Source organism: Novosphingobium aerophilum (genome assembly GCF_014230305.1).
Taxonomy (GTDB): Bacteria; Pseudomonadota; Alphaproteobacteria; order Sphingomonadales; family Sphingomonadaceae; genus Novosphingobium; species Novosphingobium aerophilum.
The window spans coordinates 78,563-94,144 of record NZ_JACLAU010000004.1 but is presented as its reverse complement, the minus strand read 5'-3'; the positions used below and the strand labels follow the sequence as shown (position 1 = coordinate 94,144).

Here is a 15,582-nt window from a genome sequence, read left to right as displayed (position 1 = left end):
AAGTGCCCCTTGACCGGCCGACCCGCGCGCCTACATGCGCGAGGGCCATGTACATCGAAACCGAACCCACGCCGAACCCGGCCACGCTCAAGTTCCTTCCCGGTCAGCCGGTGATGGCCGCGGGCACGCGCGAGTTCACCTCACCCGAGGATGCCGCCGCCTCGCCGCTGGCCGAAGCCTTGTTCGATCTGGGCGAGGTGACCGGGGTGTTCTTCGGCCGCGATTTCGTGTCGGTCACCGCGGCCCCCGGGGTGAGCTGGGCGACGCTGAAGCCGCAGGTCGTGGCCATGCTGCTCGACCATTTCGTGTCGGGCGCCCCGCTGTTCACCGGGGGCGATGCGGCCGGGATCGCCGTTCCGGCCGACGATGACGAAACCTGGGGTCACGATCCCGCCGACGCCGATATCGTCGAACAGATCAAGGACCTGATCGAAACACGGGTCCGTCCCGCCGTCGCCAACGATGGTGGCGACATCATCTATCGCGGGTTCCGCGAGGGCGTGGTCTTCCTGACGATGCAGGGCGCCTGCGCCGGCTGCCCGTCCAGCTCGGCCACGCTGAAGCACGGCATCGAGTCGCTGCTCAAGCACTACGTGCCTGAGGTCAGCGAGGTCCGCGCGGCCTGACCGGCCCGGTGCCCGATACGCTCGTCATCGACGCTGCCACGGAAGCCTGTTCGGTCGCGCTGATCCGCGCGGGCGCGGTGATCGCCGCCGACTTCCGCCTGCTCGGCCGGGGCCATGCCGAACAGCTCGTGCCGATGATCGCCGCCCTGCCCGGCCGCGGGCGCGCCCCGCGCATCGCGGTGGCCCGTGGCCCCGGGAGCTTCACCGGACTGCGCGTTGGCCTGGCAGCGGCCCGCGCCCTTGCCCTGGCCTGGGGTGCCGAACTGGTGGGCTACCCCACCCTCGCGCTGATCGCGGCCCAGGCTCGGGCCCAGGCCCAAGCTGGTGCGGCCATGGCGGGTGGAGGACGGTCCGGTGAAGCGCCGGACGCCGCCGCCCGGGCGGTCTGCGTGGCCACGACCGGCGGGCACGGCGAATGGTTCGTGCAGGAGTTCGATGAACAGGGCCAGGCCCTGGGCGAACTGGTGTCGGCGACCCCGGCCGCCGCGGCCGCGCTGGCGCAGGCCGGCCTGGTGGCCGGCAGCCAGGCCGAGGCCCTGGTCGAACGCCGCGGGTACGGCCAGGCGCTGGCCTGCTGGCCCGATGCCCGGGCCTTTCCCCTGCTTCCGGCCCACCTGCTGACCGGCGACACCACGCCGTTGTACGGCCGCGCGCCCGATGCACGGCTGCCCGCCGCAGCGCGCGGGGGAGAGGTTGCCGCGCGATGACGCCCGAGGCCGACGACATCGACCGGATCATGGCGGTGATGGACTGCGCCTTCGATCCGGAGTTCGGCGAGGCCTGGACCCGGCGTCAGGTGGAGGATGCCCTGATCCTGGGACAGTGCCACTATCTGCTGGCCGGTCCGGACGGGGAACCGCTGGCCGCCGAAGCGCCGGTCGGGACGGCCGCCGGCTTCGCCCTCAGCCGCAGCAATCCCGACGAAGAAGAACTGCTGCTGTTCGGAGTGGTCCCGCAGTCACGCCGCCGCGGAATTGGTGATCGTCTGTTGTCGCGCTTTGCCTCCGAGGCGCGCGAGCGCGGGGCCAATCGCCTGCTGCTCGAGATGCGGCGTGGTAATGCTGCAGAATCCCTTTATCGCCGCCACGGCTTTGTACCGATGGGCGTGCGGTCAAATTATTACCGGACGTTAAGCGGTCCCAGACTTGATGCGATCACGTTCGTCCGCATCTTGGGCGATTGAACGGCCGCTTCGGCGCGAATAGGCCTTTCACCTCCATTTTGGTAGGCATTTCATCTTTTTCTACTTGTGCTTAGCCCAATGTGGGTTCAGGAGAAACTTTCTCCGCAGTTGACCCTTTATAGGTTTATCGGCCGGAGCAATCATAAGGTCGTACACTTCGAGGATTTCACCATGGACAGCCCACAAAGCGATTTGAGCGAAACGCTCATCACCCTCACTTCCGACATTGTGGCCGCGCATGTCAGCAACAACAGCGTGTCGGTGGGTGATCTCCCGACGCTGATCAGCAACGTGTACAATGCTCTCTCCGGTCTTGGTCAGGCTGCCCCGGTGGTGGAAACCCCGCCCGAGCCGGCCGTGTCGATCCGTTCGTCGGTCAAGCCCGACCACATCGTGTGCCTGGAAGACGGCAAGAAGCTGAAGATGCTGAAGCGTCACCTGATGACGCACTACAACATGACCCCGGAACAGTATCGCGCGCGCTGGAACCTGCCCGCCGACTATCCGATGGTCGCGCCGGACTATGCCGAAAAGCGGCGTGAACTGGCGAAGAAGATCGGGCTGGGCCGCAAGCCCGGCGCCAAGGCCACGCGCGGACGCGCCAAGGGCTGATCCTGACGCCCGTTTCGCCCGGCACGGGCGATGCGGGCGGCTGGCAACGGTTGCAGAACGGCCTCGCCCGGTCCATATCGGGCGAGGCCGTTTCGTCGGTGTGATGACCGCGCGCAAACGATCCCGCCCAGCCGACCCGCCCAGCCGACCAGGACAGATCCACCGTGCACCAGCCGATCGACATCGAAGCGCTCTGCAATGAACGCGGGCTGCGGATCACCGAACAGCGCCGGGTGATCGCCAAGGTCCTGTCGGAAAGCCAGGACCACCCCGACGTCGACAAGCTCTATGAGCGGGCCTCGGCGCTCGATCCGGGGATCTCGATCGCGACGGTCTACCGCACTGTCCGCCTGTTCGAAGAGGCCGGGATTCTCGACCGCCACGATTTCGGCGACGGGCGCGCCCGGTACGAGGCCGCGCCGGAAGCGCATCATGATCACATGATCGATGTGGAGACCGGCAAGGTGATCGAATTCGTCGATCCCGAACTCGAAGCCCTCCAGCGCCAGATCGCCGAGCGGCTGGGCTATCGCCTGGTCGATCACCGGATGGAGCTCTATGGCGTGCGGATCGACCGCGAAGGGGCGCCGATCGCGCCGATGGGTCCGCGCAGGCGCTGATGGTGCCGCCCCTCGTGGCCGCGCAGGACTACCCGGCCGCTCCTTCCACCCCTCCGCTCGTGCTTGGCCCGATCGCGATCATCCGCATCGGCCTGCGCCTGGCCATGATCGCGCTGGCGCTGCTGGTCTGCGTGCCGCTGCACTACGCTTACCGCGTGGTGGCTTACGGCTCGCCACTGCCCAAGCTGTTCCTGTTCCTGACCACCCGGATCGTCGGGGCCCGGCTGAAGGTGTTCGGCACACCGCTGCGGCGGGACGTGTTCTTCATCGCCAACCACATGTCCTGGGTCGACATCCCTGCCCTCGCCGGCAGCAGCGGCACGGCCTTCGTCGCCAAGGCGGAGATCGCCAAGGCCCCGATCCTGGGCTGGCTCTGCCGGCTCAACCGCACGGTCTTCGTCCAGCGCGAGGCGCGGCTCAACGTGGCCGAGCAGATCAACTCCGTGCGCGAGGCGCTGGCCGACAACTGGTCGATCACGGTCTTCCCCGAAGGAACGACCACCGATGGCTGGTCGTTGCTGCCGTTCAAGTCGTCGATCCTCAAGGTGCTCGACCCGCCACCCGCCGGGATCCTGGTCCAGCCGGTGGTGCTCGACTATGGCCCGGCCAGCGAATGGATCGCCTGGGTCGGGGTCGAACCGGGCCTCCACAACGCGCTGCGCATCCTCTCGCACCCCGGCTCGTTCGAACTGCGGGTGCACTACCTGGAACCCTTCGCCCCGCAGGAGATCGGCGGACGCAAGGCCATCGCGGCCGAGGCGCGGCGCCGGATCGAAGCCGCGCTGGTGACGATCCGCGGCCTGCCGCTGCGCCCCTTCGCGCTGGACGTGGAAGCCGTCCGCTATGCCGCGCCGGCGGCCTCCGGAGAGCCGGACCCGGTCGATCCGGCCTGACCGGACCGGCCCCCGCGGAGCAGCTCAGCCGCGTCCGCGATAGGGTGCCACGCCCTGATCGGGCACCCACAGCCCGGCCGGCGCAGCGCCGCTCTGCCAGAACACGTCGATCGGTATGCCGCCGCGGGGATACCAGTATCCGCCGATCCGTAGCCAGGCCGGGGCCATCTCCGCGAACAGCCGCTGGCCGATCCCCACGGTCACGTCCTCATGGAACCCGGCATGGTTGCGGAACGAGCCGAGGAACAGCTTGAGCGACTTCGATTCGACGATCGTCTGGCCCGGGGCATAGTCGATCACCAGATGCGCGAAATCGGGCTGACCGGTGACCGGGCAGAGCGAGGTGAATTCCGGCGCGGCGAAGCGGATGCAGTACAGCGCGCCGGGGCGCGGGTTGGGCACATAGTCGAGCACGGCCGCCTCGGGCGAGGCGGGCAGATCGCTCTGGCGGCCGAGGTGCAGCGGTTGGGGAGAGTCGGTCATGGCCGCGCCATGCCCGCGCCGCACGGTCCGCACAAGCCGCCTCTGTGGTCAGGGCCCCGCAGGGGACAACCGCGCGCGTCGTGGATGGCCTCCCGGTTGCCCCACAGGTCACCTCGCCCATCGGTTCGCGCGAGCGGGCCGATCGCAGCCGCAGGCCGGACATCGGCTGCAACAGTTCCCCTGCATCTCTGCAATCGAACGCAATTTCAGCGCAATAGGCCTCGACTGCGGAGCGCGGTGAGGCTAGTCCTGTTCGCAGGCGCAGCGAATGAGGGAGGTCGCGCGGCAATGGAGAGTCTGGTCTCGACCGACTGGCTGGCCAACGAAATGGGCGCCAGCGACCTGCGAATCGTCGATGCGAGCAAGCACCTGCCCGAGGCCGGGCGGGATGCCGCAGCCGAGTATCTGGCCGGACACATTCCCGGTGCGGTGTTCCTCAACCTCGACGATCTGGTCGATCAGGGCGCTCCGGTCGAGAACACCTTGCCCTCCGCCGAGAAGTTCGCCAGCCGGATGCAATCGCTGGGCCTGGGCGACGGCAGCCGTATCGTGCTCTACGACGATTCGGCGATCCGCACCGCGGCGCGGGCCTGGTTCATGCTGCGCATGTTCGGCGCCACCAATGTCGCGATCCTCGACGGCGGCATCGCCAAGTGGCGCGCCGAGGGCCGCCCGCTCGAAACCGGTCAGCGCACCCTGCGGCATCGCCACTACACCCCGTGGCGCGACGAGGGCCAGGTGCGCGACAAGGTGCAGATGCTGGCCAATATCGCCAGCGAGGCCGAGCAGGTGATCGACGCCCGCGGTGCCGGGCGCTTCACCGGCGAAGTGGCGGAAACGCGTCCGGGCCTGGCCAGTGGCCATATCCCCGGATCGCGCAACGTGCCCTACACCGGGCTGTTCCAGGTGGACGGGACCTTCAAGGACCGGGCGAGCCTGCGGCGGGTGTTCCTGGACGCCGGGATCGATCTGTCACGGCCGGTGGTGACCAGTTGCGGCAGCGGCGTGACCGCCTGTGTGGTGGCCTTCGCCCTCCACCTGATCGGCAAGGACGATGTGGCGCTGTACGACGGCAGCTGGGCCGAATGGGGCGCCGATCCGGCGACGCCGAAGGCGCAGGGTCCGGCCGGGCCGCGCCCCACCGTCGGGGCCTGACCTCACCTCGCGGCTTGCCGCCATGCCGCGCGCTGGCTAGCACCCGGACATGGTCAAGACCCCGTCCCGTCCGCTCGCCCCCGCCACCCGCCTGGTCACCGGAGGGCGCCGGGCCGAATGGACCGGAACCGCGGACCAGCCGGGCGCGGTGGTCAATCCTCCGGTCTATCGCGCCAGCACGCACCTCTACCCCGATACGGCCTCGCTGAAGACCGGCCCGGCGAAGAACGAGGACGGCCGGTTCTACTATGGCCGGCGCGGCGCTCCAACGCAGTGGGCCCTGGCCGAGGCGCTGACCGAGCTGGAACCCGGCGCGGCCGGGACGATGCTTTATCCCTCGGGCGTGGCCGCCATCTTCGGCGCACTGCTGGCCGCGCTGCGCCCGGGCGACGTGCTGCTGATGACCGACAACGCCTACGAACCCAGCCGCACCCTTGGCCGGCAGTGGCTGCACGAATTCGGCATCGAGACCCGCTGGTTCGATCCGCAGGACCCGGGCGCCTTCGCCGCGGCACTCTGCCCGCGCAGCAAGGCGGTGCTGCTGGAAAGCCCGGGCAGCCTGACCATGGAGGTGCAGGACGTGCCCGGCTTGGCTGCCACCGCGCACGAGCATGGTCTGTGCGTGATCGTCGACAACACCTGGGCCGGACCGCTGGGCTTTCCGGCGCTCGAAAAGGGCGCCGACATCACGGTGATGAGCCTGACCAAGCACGTCGGCGGCCACAGCGACCTGATGATGGGCAGTGCCTCCGCCGGGCCCGAGTGGTACGGGAAGCTGCGCCGGATGGCCCAGCTCACCGGGCAGGTCGTGTCGCCCGACGATGCCGCGCTGGCCCTGCGCGGGCTGCGCACGATGGGGCTCAGGCTCCAGCAGGAAACCGCCAGTGCCCTGGCCCTGGCCGAATGGCTGGGGACCCGTGACGAGGTGGCCCGGGTGCTCTGCCCGATGCTGCCGGGATCGCCCGGGCATGACTTGTGGCGCCGCGATTTCTCCGGCGGCTGCGGGCTGTTCAGCGTGGTGCTGCGCGGCAAGGACGCGGCAGCGCGCAACGCCCTGATCGACGCGCTGGAACTGTTCGGGATCGGCTATTCGTGGGGCGGGTTCGAAAGCCTGGTCACTCCGCTCGACCCCGCCGGCACCCGCAGCGCCACTCCCTGGCCCCTGCCCGACATGGACCCGGCCGACCGCTTCGGTGTGCGTCTGTCGATCGGGCTCGAGGCGTTGGAGGACCTGCAAGCCGATCTGGAACGCGGCCTCGCGGCCTGGCGGGGGGCGACCGGGTAGATCAGAACAACCTTTCCCCCCGATTCCCGTCATGCCAGCGCAGGCTGGCATCTCTTGCGGCTCGGCTCCCGCGGCATGTGCGTTCTGGACGCGGCGCGATCCGGTGAGAGATCCCAGCCTTCGCTGGGATGACAGCGCAGGATGCGGGGTGGATCTGGCTCAATGACCGCTGGCGCCCGAAGTCGGACGATTGCTCTCTCCCCTTCAGGGGAGAGATACGCAGGCTTGCCACGCAGTGGCTAGCCGGAGTTGAGAGGGGCTTGGTGCCGGCGACGTCGCGCCTGCCCCTCTCCCAACCCTCTCCCCTGAAGGGGAGAGGGCTTTGGCAGCTCCCCACCCATTCCCGCCACCGCCCGGCGGCTCCCCCGTCAGCGTCCCCTCCCCCCAAGCTTTCCTTCACCCCCCGCAACCCATTCTCGCTGGCAAGTCGTGCCATTCGCGACCATCTGCGCCGGCATGAGCAATATTGCCCCCCCTGCCGGTAAGGTCTGGCTGGTCGGCGCCGGTCCCGGTGATCCCGACCTGCTGACGCTGCGCGCCGCGCGGCTGCTGATGAACGCGCGGGTGATCGTCCACGACGGGTTGGTCGAACCCGCGATCCTCGAACTCGCCCCCAAGGGTGCGCGCTTCGTCTCCGTCGCCAAGAGCCGGTCGCGCCACACCCTCCAGCAGCACGAGATCAACGCCCTGCTGGTGCGCGAGGCGCTGGCCGGGAACGAGGTGATCCGGCTGAAGGGCGGCGATCCCTTCGTGTTCGGACGCGGTGGCGAGGAGGCCGAGGCCTGCCGCGCCGCCGGGGTGCCGGTGGAAGTCGTCCCCGGGATCAGCGCCGCGCTGGGCGCGGCGGCGGCGGCCCAGATCCCGCTGACTCACCGCGATGCGGCCAGCATGGTCACCTTCGTGGCCGGGCAGTGCAAGGGCCTGACCGAGCAGGACTGGTCGGGGCTGGCTGGCAAGGGCCGGACCCTGGTGATCTACATGGGCGTCGCCACCGCCGAGCCGATCGCCGAGAAGCTGATCGCCGATGGTCTGGCCCCGGACATGCCGCTGGCGGTGATCGAGAACGCGACGCGGCCGTCGATGCGCGTGCTGCGCGGGCCGATCGCGGGCCTGGCCGATCTGGTGCAGCGCCACCGCGTCAAGAGCCCCGCGCTGATCGTGATCGGCGAGGTCGCCGCGCGCGAGGATAACGCACTGCGCGCCCTGGCGCGGGAACAGGCCCCCCTGGGGCACGCATTCTGAGGGAGCGGGTCGGACGCAATGAAGATTCTGACGGGAAATGATCTGAAGACCGGGGCCGTGACCTGGTGGACCGGCGAAGGCTGGTCGCTGCACGTCGCCGAGGCCACCGACGTCGGCGAGCATGGCGACGAGATCGCCGCGCGCGAGAACGCCGCGCGCCGCGTGGTCGCGCCTTACGTGATCGATGGCGAGAACGGCCCGGACGGCCCCCGCCCCGCCCACATCAAGGATCGCATCCGCGCCCTTGGTCCGACCGTGCGGCTGGACCTGTCGGTCAAGCCGGCCGATCCGGATGCGGGCAGCTACGTGATCTGAGGGTTCCACAGCAGCCGTTCGTGTCGAGCGCAGTCGAGACACGCCGCGCAACGCCTCGCCACATCTGTCGAGGCGAACGGGGTAAGGGTTAGATGTACAAGTACGATTCCTATGATCAGGCCATGGTCGACGCCCGCGTCGCCGAGTTCCGCGACCAGGTCCGCCGCCGGCTGGATGGCAGCCTGGCCGAGGAGCAGTTCCGCCCGCTGCGGCTGATGAACGGGCTGTACCTGCAATTGCACGCCTACATGCTGCGCGTCGCCGTGCCCTATGGCACGCTGAACTCGGCCCAGATGACCATGCTGGGCGACATCGCCGACAAGTACGATCGCGGCTATGGCCACTTCACCACCCGGCAGAACATCCAGTACAACTGGATCAAGCTGGAAGAGGCACCCGACATCCTGGCCGATCTGGCCAAGGTGGAGATGCATGCCATCCAGACCAGCGGCAACTGCATCCGCAACACCACCAGCGACCAGTATGCCGGGGCGATCGCCGACGAGGTGGTGGACCCCCGGCCCTATGCCGAACTGATCCGGCAGTGGTCCACCTTCCACCCGGAATTCAGCTTCCTGCCGCGCAAGTTCAAGATGGCGGTGATCGCCAGCGACACCGACCGGGCGGCGATGCGGCTGCATGACATCGGCATCCAGATCGTGCGCAACGATGCGGGCGAGCTGGGCGCGGCCTTCTATGTCGGTGGCGGCATGGGCCGCACCCCGATGATCGCGCCCTGCATCAACGCCTTCGTGCCGATCGACCAGATGATCACCTATTCGGAGGCCTGCCTGCGGGTGTACAACCGCCATGGCCGGCGCGACAACAAGTACAAGGCGCGGATCAAAATCCTGGTCCATGAGCTGGGCAAGGACGAATACACCCGCCAGGTCGAAGCCGAGTTCGCGCACCTGCTCACCCAGAACATCGAACCTCCGCTGGCCGAGCTGGAGCGGATCAAGGCGCAGTTCGCCGATCCTCCGTTCGAGATCGCGCTGGATGAGACAGTGGACCGCAGCGACCCCGATTTCGCCGTCTGGCTGGACAACAACGTCCAGGTCCACAAGGCGCCCGGCTATGCGATCGTCACAATCAGTCTGAAGCCGGTCGGCGGCATTCCGGGCGACGCCTCGGCCGACCAGATCCGCCTGATGGCGCGACTGGCCAAGCGGTACTCGTTCGACGAACTGCGCGTGACTCACGCCCAGAACATCGTGCTGCCGCATGTCCGCAAGGCCGATCTCCACGCCGTCTGGCAGCAGCTCGACGAAGCGGGCCTGGGCACGCCCAACCTCGACAAGATCGGCGACATCATCGCCTGTCCGGGGCTCGACTACTGCTCGCTCGCCAACGCGCGGTCGATCCCGGTGGCGCAGAAGATCAGCGAGCGCTTCGCCGGGCGCGAGCAGGAGATCGGCGAGCTCAAGCTCAAGATCTCGGGCTGCATCAACGCCTGCGGGCACCACCACGCCGGCCACATCGGCATCCTCGGCGTCGACCGCAAGGGCGTCGAGAACTACCAGTTGCTGCTCGGCGGCAGCGAGGGGGCGGACACCTCGCTCGGCACGATCACCGGGCCCGGCTTCAACGAGGAGGGCATTGTCGACGCGGTCGAGAAGGCCACGTCGGTCTATCTCGCCAACCGGCAGGACGGCGAGCGCTTCCTCGACACCTATCGCCGGATCGGCATGGCGCCGTTCAAGGACGCCATCTACGCAAAGGACGCCGTGTAATGGTCGAGACCCAGCTTCGCTTCCGCGATGACGAGCCGGCCGGCGATCCGGCGGTGACGGTCGATTCCTTCGGCGAGCAGACCAATGCCTCGGCCGTGCGCATCGAACCGGGCGACGATGCCCGCGTGCTGCTGCCGCATCTGGACCGGATCCGGCTGGTCGAGGTCAACTTCCCGGTCTTCGGGGATGGCCGCGGCTATTCCGCCGCCCGCATCCTGCGCGAGGCCGGCTACGCCGGCGAATTGCGCGCCGTGGGGGACGTGCTGATCGATCAGCTCGCTTTCCTGCGCCGCTGCGGGTTCGACAGCTTCGCGCCGGAGCATCCGCTCAACGCCGCCGATGCCGAGGCCGCCCTGGCGCGCTATCCCGAGGTCTATTCGCCGACCGTCGACGGGCGCCCGGCGATCTGGGCCAAGCGGCACGGCCTCGCCTGAACGGCACACGGCGATGACCGCCCCGATCCGCAAGGTCGATCTGCTCGACACCGGCCCGCGCTTTACTGCGGCTGACGCCGCGCGGCTCAATGCGCGGTTCGCCGGAGCGGCGACTGCGGACTGGCTGGCCACGGTCCTGCGTGAAGGGCTGGTCGGGCGCGCGGCCGCGGTGTCCAGCTTCGGGGCGGAAAGCGCGGTGCTGCTGCATCTGCTCGCGCAGATCGATCCCGGCACGGCCGTGCTATTCCTCGACACCGGCAAGCATTTTGCCGAAACGCTGGCCTATCGCGACCGACTGGTGGCGCAGCTGGGGTTGACCAACCTGCAGGTGCTGGTCCCCGATCCCGAAACGATGGCCCGGCGCGATGCCAACGGGCTGCGCTGGTCCTATGATCCCGACGGCTGCTGCGAAATCCGCAAGGTCGCGCCGCTGGCCGGGGCGATGGCCGGGTTCGATGCCTCGATCACCGGGCGCAAGGCCTTCCAGGCGGCGACCCGCGCCAACCTGCCGCGCTTCGAAATCGACACCACCGACGCGGCCGGGCGGCTCAAGGTCAATCCCCTGATCGACTGGACGGCCGAGGACGTGGCCGCGTACTTCCGCGCGCACGACCTGCCGGCCCATCCGCTGGTGGCCCAGGGCTATCCCTCGATCGGCTGCTCGCCCTGCACCAGCAAGGTCGCCCCGGGCGAGGACCCGCGGTCGGGCCGGTGGAAGGGCTGGGACAAGACCGAATGCGGCATCCATGTGCCGGGTGCCGCCGACGGCGAACTGCCGCCGGGGTTCGATCCGGTGTTCTGAGGCCATCGGCCCTTCCGGCTATGGCCTCCTGAGTTCGCGCAAAGGCGCAAAGGCGCGAAAAGGGGCGTTCCCGATCGCCGCGCAAGCGGCTCACAACTGAATTGGCTGCGTATCGGAAGGCCCGACTGGCAGGGTGACGTCGTCGCGAGTTCGGCACCTTCGCGCCTTTGCGCCTTTGCGCGAACCCATGAATCTCCGCGCCACTGCGCGAAGCAAGACCCTCAGAGCCAACCCTGCGCGCGATACCAGTCCGCCGTGCTGCACAGCCCCTGGCGGGTTTCGATCCGCGCGGTCCACAGGCGCTTGGGCGGGCGGGCGCGTTCGCGCACGACCCAGTCGGGGTGGACCATGTAGCCGACCCGGTCAGCGGTGAGCTTGGCCTTGGCCCCGCGCAGCGCCACGTCCAGGCGCGAGGCCCAGCCCAGCACCCGCGGCGCGAGGTGCAGCACCCAGGGCCGGCGGCCGACCGCCCAGCCGATCGCCCGGGCCATCTCGTAATGGCTCCAGCCACCGGGCCGGCCATCGTCGGGTTCGAAGGTCTTGTGCACCACGGTGGCCAGCGGCGGCACCAGGGCGAGCAGCAGCCGCGCCAGATCGTCGACATGGATCACCGATGTCCGGCCGACCTTGGGCGGCATCGGCACGACGTGCCACTTCGCCGCCTTGAACATGTCGAGCGTCTCGCGGTCGCCGGGTCCGTAGATCCATGGTGGCCGCACCACCGTCCAGTCGAGCCCGCTGGCCTTGAGCAGCTTTTCCGCCTTGGCCTTGGATGCGCCATAGGCGGACAGCTTCGGCTCACGCGCCGAGAGCGACGAGACGAAGATGAAGCGGTCCACCCCGGCCTGCTTGGCCGCCTCGACCACATTGAGCGTTCCGGCGACGTTGCCCGCCTCGAACCCGGCCGGATCGGCCGCGTTGACGACCCCGGCGACATGGATCACCGCCTCGGTCCCGCGCACCAGCCGGGCGAGCGCGGCGGGGTCCTCCAGATCGCCCCGAACCCAGGTCAGGTTCGGACGCGCGGGCTGCTCGCGCCGGGTCAGGGCGCGCACGGCGTAGCCTTCGGCGAGGGCGCGGTCGAGCAGGGCCTGGCCGACGAAGCCGGTGGCACCGGTGATGGCGACAAGGGTCATCGGGCCAGAATCATCGTGGGAGCGTCACAGCAGCACGAGCTGGTCGCGGTGGACCACGGCCGAGCGCGGGGCATAGCCGAGCAGACCGGCCTGTTCGCTGGTGTGGGTCCCGATCAGGCGCAGGCACTCTGCGGCGTCGTATTCCGACAGGCCGTTGGCCAGCGCCGCGCCATCGGGGCCGAGAATCGCCACGGCATCGCCGCGGACGAAATCGCCGGTTACCGCGGTTATCCCCTTGGCCAGCAGGCTGGCGCCGCCGGCCAGGGCCCGTGCCGCTCCGGCATCGACCGCCAGCGTGCCTTTCAGCCGCAATCGCCCGCCCAGCCAGGCCTTGCGCGCGGCCGCCTTGCGGCGGGGCAGGAACAGCGTGCCCACGCCCTGTTCGATCACCCGGGCGACCGGCGCGTCATGGGTTCCGTTGCCGATCACCAGCGCGATCCCGGCGCGCTCGGCGATCTCGGCGGCCTGGAGCTTGGAGGTCATCCCGCCGGACCCCAGCCCCGAGGCGGAGCCGCCATCGGCCATCGCGCGGATCTCGGCGGTCACCCCGTGGACCACCGGCAGGCGCACCGCCGCCGGATCGGCCGGGTTGCGATCATAGAGCCCGTCGACGTCGGACAGGAGCAGCACCGCGCTCGCCCGCGCCGCCTGGGCGACCCGCGCGGCCAGGCGATCGTTGTCGCCGAAGCGGATCTCCTCGGTGGCGACCGAATCGTTCTCGTTGATCACCGGCACGGCCCCGGCATCCAGCAGCCGCCCGAGCGTGGCGGTGGCGTTGAGGTAGCGGCGGCGATCCTCCAGGTCCTCGAGCGTGAGCAGCAGCTGCGCCGCGGTCAGGCCATGTGCGCCGAGCAATTCGGCCCACAGCCCCGACAGGGCGATCTGGCCCACGGCGGCGGCGGCCTGGGCATCGGCCAGACTGCCGCGCCCGCCCTTGTCGAGCCCCAGCGTGCGCGCGCCCAGCGCGATCGCGCCCGAGCTGACCACGATCACGTCCTGCCCGCGCGCCCGCGCCGCGGCGAGTTCGCCGACCAGCGCCTCGATCCACGCCCGCCGCGGCCCGTCACGCGCGACCAGCAGCGCCGAGCCCACCTTGACCACAAGGCGCGGGCAGCGGGCCGGATCGGCCAGATCGGAGAGCGTCGTGATCTTCATCGGCCCCGGCGCTTAGCGGGTGCAGCGCGGCATGGCAAAGGGGGGTTGAGACAGGTGACGGGATTCGGGGGTCGATTGACAGGACAACGTTGCACAGGTCGCCGCATGTGAGCCCATGTCATCCTGAACTAGTTTCATGTCATCCTGAACTTGTTTCAGGATCCATTCTGCCGCCAGGCAAGGAGCTATCCGGACTCGCCGCTCGGCCGCGTCGCCTGATCGAACGGTTCGCGCGCGAGGATGGATGGATCCTGAAACAAGTTCAGGATGACGAACGCCAAAGCGATGAGACCCTCAGATCGGCGACCAGGGCGTCTCGTCGGTCTCCTCGCGCTCACCGGCGGGACGTTCGGTCACGGTGGCGGCGGGCAGATAGGCGCTCACCGCATCGAGCAGCGCATCGATCCCCTTGCCGGTCGCGCCCGAAATCGGGAAGACCTCGGCCGCGCCGGCCTCGATCAGCTCGGCGCTGAACGCCTGGACCAGTTCGGCATCGACCAGATCGATCTTGTTAAGCGCGATCAGCCGCGGCTTGTCGTCGAGCCCGGCACCATAGGCGGCAAGCTCTTCCTCGACGATCTCCATCGCCTCGACCGGATCGGTGCCCTGCACGTCGATCAGATGGATCAGCACCCGGCACCGCTCGATATGGCCCAGGAACCGGTCACCCACCCCGGCACCGTCGGCGGCGCCGGCGATCAGGCCCGGGATATCGGCCAGCACGAACTCGCGGTCGCGGTGGCGCACCACGCCCAACTGCGGGCGCAGGGTGGTGAAGGCATAGTCACCCACCTTGGCCTTGGTGTTGGTGATCTGGTTGATGAAGGTCGACTTGCCGGCATTGGGCAGCCCGACCAGACCGGTGTCGGCGAGCAGCTTGAGCCGCAGCCAGACCCACAGCTCCTCACCGGGAATGCCCGGCTGATGCTGGCGCGGGGCGCGGTTGGTGCTGGTCTTGTAGCTGGCATTGCCGCGCCCGCCCATCCCGCCTTCAAGCAGGACCACGCGCTGCCCGGCTTCGGTCAGGTCGGCCAGAACGGTCTCGCGGTCCTCGTCCGAGATGATCTGCGTGCCCACCGGAACCCGGATCACCAGATCCTCGCCGGCGGCCCCGGTCCGGTTCTGGCCCTGGCCATGCCCACCGCGGGGGGCCTTGAAATGCTGGGTATAGCGGAAGTCGATCAGCGTATTGAGCCCGGCCACAGCCTCGAAGACGACATCGCCCCCCTTGCCGCCATTGCCGCCGTTGGGTCCGCCATACTGCACGTACTTCTCGCGCCGGAACGCCACGGCTCCCGGGCCACCGGAGCCCGCGCGGATGTAGATCTTGGCCTGGTCGAGAAAATGCATGGGATCAATCTAACCTGTTCAGCCGCAAGTGTCGCGCGTGGCCTTCGACAAGCTCAGGCTGAGCGGGTTTGGCGTCCGGAGGAGCGCCAGTGCGTTGAGAATTTCGTCAGGCCGAGCCGAGAAGGGCTGGCTTCGAGAACCGGCGTGCAGCGACCACAAGGTCGTGAGCACCGGAAGCGCAGAAGACGGCTCTTCGCAGGCCGGGCTGGCGGAATTATCAATGCACTGGTGGAGCCGAGGGGGATCGAACCCCTGACCTCGTCATTGCGAACGACGCGCTCTCCCAGCTGAGCTACGGCCCCGTTCCAGTGCGAGTGCGGACTGGCGGCAAGCCCCCGGTCCGCGGGAGCGGCCCCCTTAGCGAAGCGGGCCGCGGAAGAAAAGTCCTAAGTTGCCCCACCGACACGCCCCTGCCCCCGCCATCCGGTGAGGACCAATCCGGTGGTGGCACCGCCCGGGGATCATGGAACGGCGTTATCGGGTGGGGAGCTGCCTTAGCCCTCTCCCCTTCAGGGGAGAGGGTTGGGAGAGGGGCCAGCGCGCATCACTGCCCAAATC

General features: G+C 69.0%; 17 protein-coding genes and 1 tRNA gene. 13 read left to right on the top strand and 5 right to left on the bottom strand.

The features are described 5' to 3' along the window. The first annotated feature begins 47 nt into the window (after positions 1-47). The 6 genes from H7F49_RS04825 (at position 48) to H7F49_RS04800 (ending at position 3,934) form a co-directional block, all read left to right on the top strand. Positions 48-626 carry a NifU family protein gene (locus H7F49_RS04825; RefSeq protein WP_185682440.1) on the top strand — a complete coding sequence of 193 codons (579 nt, stop codon included), beginning with the start codon at positions 48-50 and terminating at the stop codon, positions 624-626. Between the two features lie 8 nt (positions 627-634). Beyond that, positions 635-1,333 (top strand): tRNA (adenosine(37)-N6)-threonylcarbamoyltransferase complex dimerization subunit type 1 TsaB, encoded by a 699-nt coding sequence (gene tsaB / locus H7F49_RS04820; RefSeq protein WP_328806521.1) that lies wholly within the window; start codon positions 635-637, stop codon positions 1,331-1,333. Beyond that, positions 1,330-1,809 carry a GNAT family N-acetyltransferase gene (locus H7F49_RS04815; RefSeq protein WP_185682439.1) on the top strand — a complete coding sequence of 160 codons (480 nt, stop codon included), beginning with the start codon at positions 1,330-1,332 and terminating at the stop codon, positions 1,807-1,809. Before tsaB ends, H7F49_RS04815 begins: the two co-directional genes overlap by 4 nt. Positions 1,810-1,980: 171 nt before the next feature. Beyond that, positions 1,981-2,421: a MucR family transcriptional regulator gene (locus tag H7F49_RS04810; RefSeq protein WP_185682438.1), complete on the top strand. Its 441-nt coding sequence runs from the start codon at positions 1,981-1,983 to the stop codon at positions 2,419-2,421. 164 nt (positions 2,422-2,585) lie between these two features. Next, positions 2,586-3,041, top strand: a complete 456-nt coding sequence (locus H7F49_RS04805; RefSeq protein ID WP_185682437.1) for a Fur family transcriptional regulator — start codon at positions 2,586-2,588, stop codon at positions 3,039-3,041. Then, positions 3,041-3,934 carry a lysophospholipid acyltransferase family protein gene (locus tag H7F49_RS04800; protein WP_185682436.1) on the top strand — a complete coding sequence of 298 codons (894 nt, stop codon included), beginning with the start codon at positions 3,041-3,043 and terminating at the stop codon, positions 3,932-3,934. The genes H7F49_RS04805 and H7F49_RS04800 overlap by 1 nt, the downstream gene beginning before the upstream one ends. 24 nt (positions 3,935-3,958) lie before the next feature. Here the strand turns inward: H7F49_RS04800 and queF are convergent, their stop codons facing one another. Further along, positions 3,959-4,417, bottom strand: a complete 459-nt coding sequence (gene queF / locus H7F49_RS04795; RefSeq protein ID WP_185682435.1) for a preQ(1) synthase — start codon at positions 4,415-4,417, stop codon at positions 3,959-3,961. Between the two features lie 288 nt (positions 4,418-4,705). Between queF and sseA the strand changes: the two genes are divergently transcribed. The 7 genes from sseA (at position 4,706) to H7F49_RS04760 (ending at position 11,383) form a co-directional block, all read left to right on the top strand. After that, positions 4,706-5,572: a 3-mercaptopyruvate sulfurtransferase gene (gene sseA, locus H7F49_RS04790; RefSeq protein WP_185682434.1), complete on the top strand. Its 867-nt coding sequence runs from the start codon at positions 4,706-4,708 to the stop codon at positions 5,570-5,572. Positions 5,573-5,621: 49 nt separating this feature from the next. Then, on the top strand, positions 5,622-6,857 hold the full coding sequence (gene metC, locus H7F49_RS04785) for a cystathionine beta-lyase (RefSeq protein WP_185682433.1): 1,236 nt from the start codon (positions 5,622-5,624) through the stop codon (positions 6,855-6,857). Between the two features lie 456 nt (positions 6,858-7,313). After that, entirely contained in the window at positions 7,314-8,099 is a 786-nt protein-coding gene (gene cobA / locus H7F49_RS04780) for a uroporphyrinogen-III C-methyltransferase (RefSeq protein ID WP_185682432.1), read from the top strand. A gap of 18 nt (positions 8,100-8,117) precedes the next feature. Then, positions 8,118-8,414 carry a DUF2849 domain-containing protein gene (locus H7F49_RS04775; protein ID WP_185682431.1) on the top strand — a complete coding sequence of 99 codons (297 nt, stop codon included), beginning with the start codon at positions 8,118-8,120 and terminating at the stop codon, positions 8,412-8,414. A gap of 92 nt (positions 8,415-8,506) precedes the next feature. Further along, the gene (locus H7F49_RS04770; RefSeq protein WP_185682430.1) at positions 8,507-10,147 is read left to right on the top strand and encodes a nitrite/sulfite reductase; all 1,641 of its coding nucleotides are present in this window, start codon (positions 8,507-8,509) and stop codon (positions 10,145-10,147) included. Beyond that, the gene (locus tag H7F49_RS04765; protein WP_185682429.1) at positions 10,147-10,581 is read left to right on the top strand and encodes a DUF934 domain-containing protein; all 435 of its coding nucleotides are present in this window, start codon (positions 10,147-10,149) and stop codon (positions 10,579-10,581) included. The genes H7F49_RS04770 and H7F49_RS04765 overlap by 1 nt, the downstream gene beginning before the upstream one ends. 13 nt (positions 10,582-10,594) lie before the next feature. After that, complete coding sequence (locus H7F49_RS04760; protein WP_185682428.1) at positions 10,595-11,383, top strand: phosphoadenylyl-sulfate reductase; 789 nt, start codon at positions 10,595-10,597, stop codon at positions 11,381-11,383. A gap of 221 nt (positions 11,384-11,604) precedes the next feature. On the opposite strand, the gene H7F49_RS04755 is transcribed toward H7F49_RS04760, so the two are convergent. The 4 genes from H7F49_RS04755 to H7F49_RS04740 all read right to left on the bottom strand — a co-directional run bounded on the left by H7F49_RS04755 (position 11,605) and on the right by H7F49_RS04740 (position 15,326). Beyond that, positions 11,605-12,519 carry an NAD-dependent epimerase/dehydratase family protein gene (locus tag H7F49_RS04755; RefSeq protein WP_185682427.1) on the bottom strand — a complete coding sequence of 305 codons (915 nt, stop codon included), beginning with the start codon at positions 12,517-12,519 and terminating at the stop codon, positions 11,605-11,607. Between the two features lie 24 nt (positions 12,520-12,543). After that, positions 12,544-13,674 (bottom strand): glutamate 5-kinase, encoded by a 1,131-nt coding sequence (gene proB / locus H7F49_RS04750; protein ID WP_185682426.1) that lies wholly within the window; start codon positions 13,672-13,674, stop codon positions 12,544-12,546. Between the two features lie 294 nt (positions 13,675-13,968). Further along, positions 13,969-15,024 carry a GTPase ObgE gene (gene obgE / locus H7F49_RS04745; protein ID WP_185682425.1) on the bottom strand — a complete coding sequence of 352 codons (1,056 nt, stop codon included), beginning with the start codon at positions 15,022-15,024 and terminating at the stop codon, positions 13,969-13,971. Between the two features lie 226 nt (positions 15,025-15,250). Then, positions 15,251-15,326 (bottom strand) — tRNA-Ala (locus H7F49_RS04740). Positions 15,327-15,582: the final 256 nt, after the last annotated feature.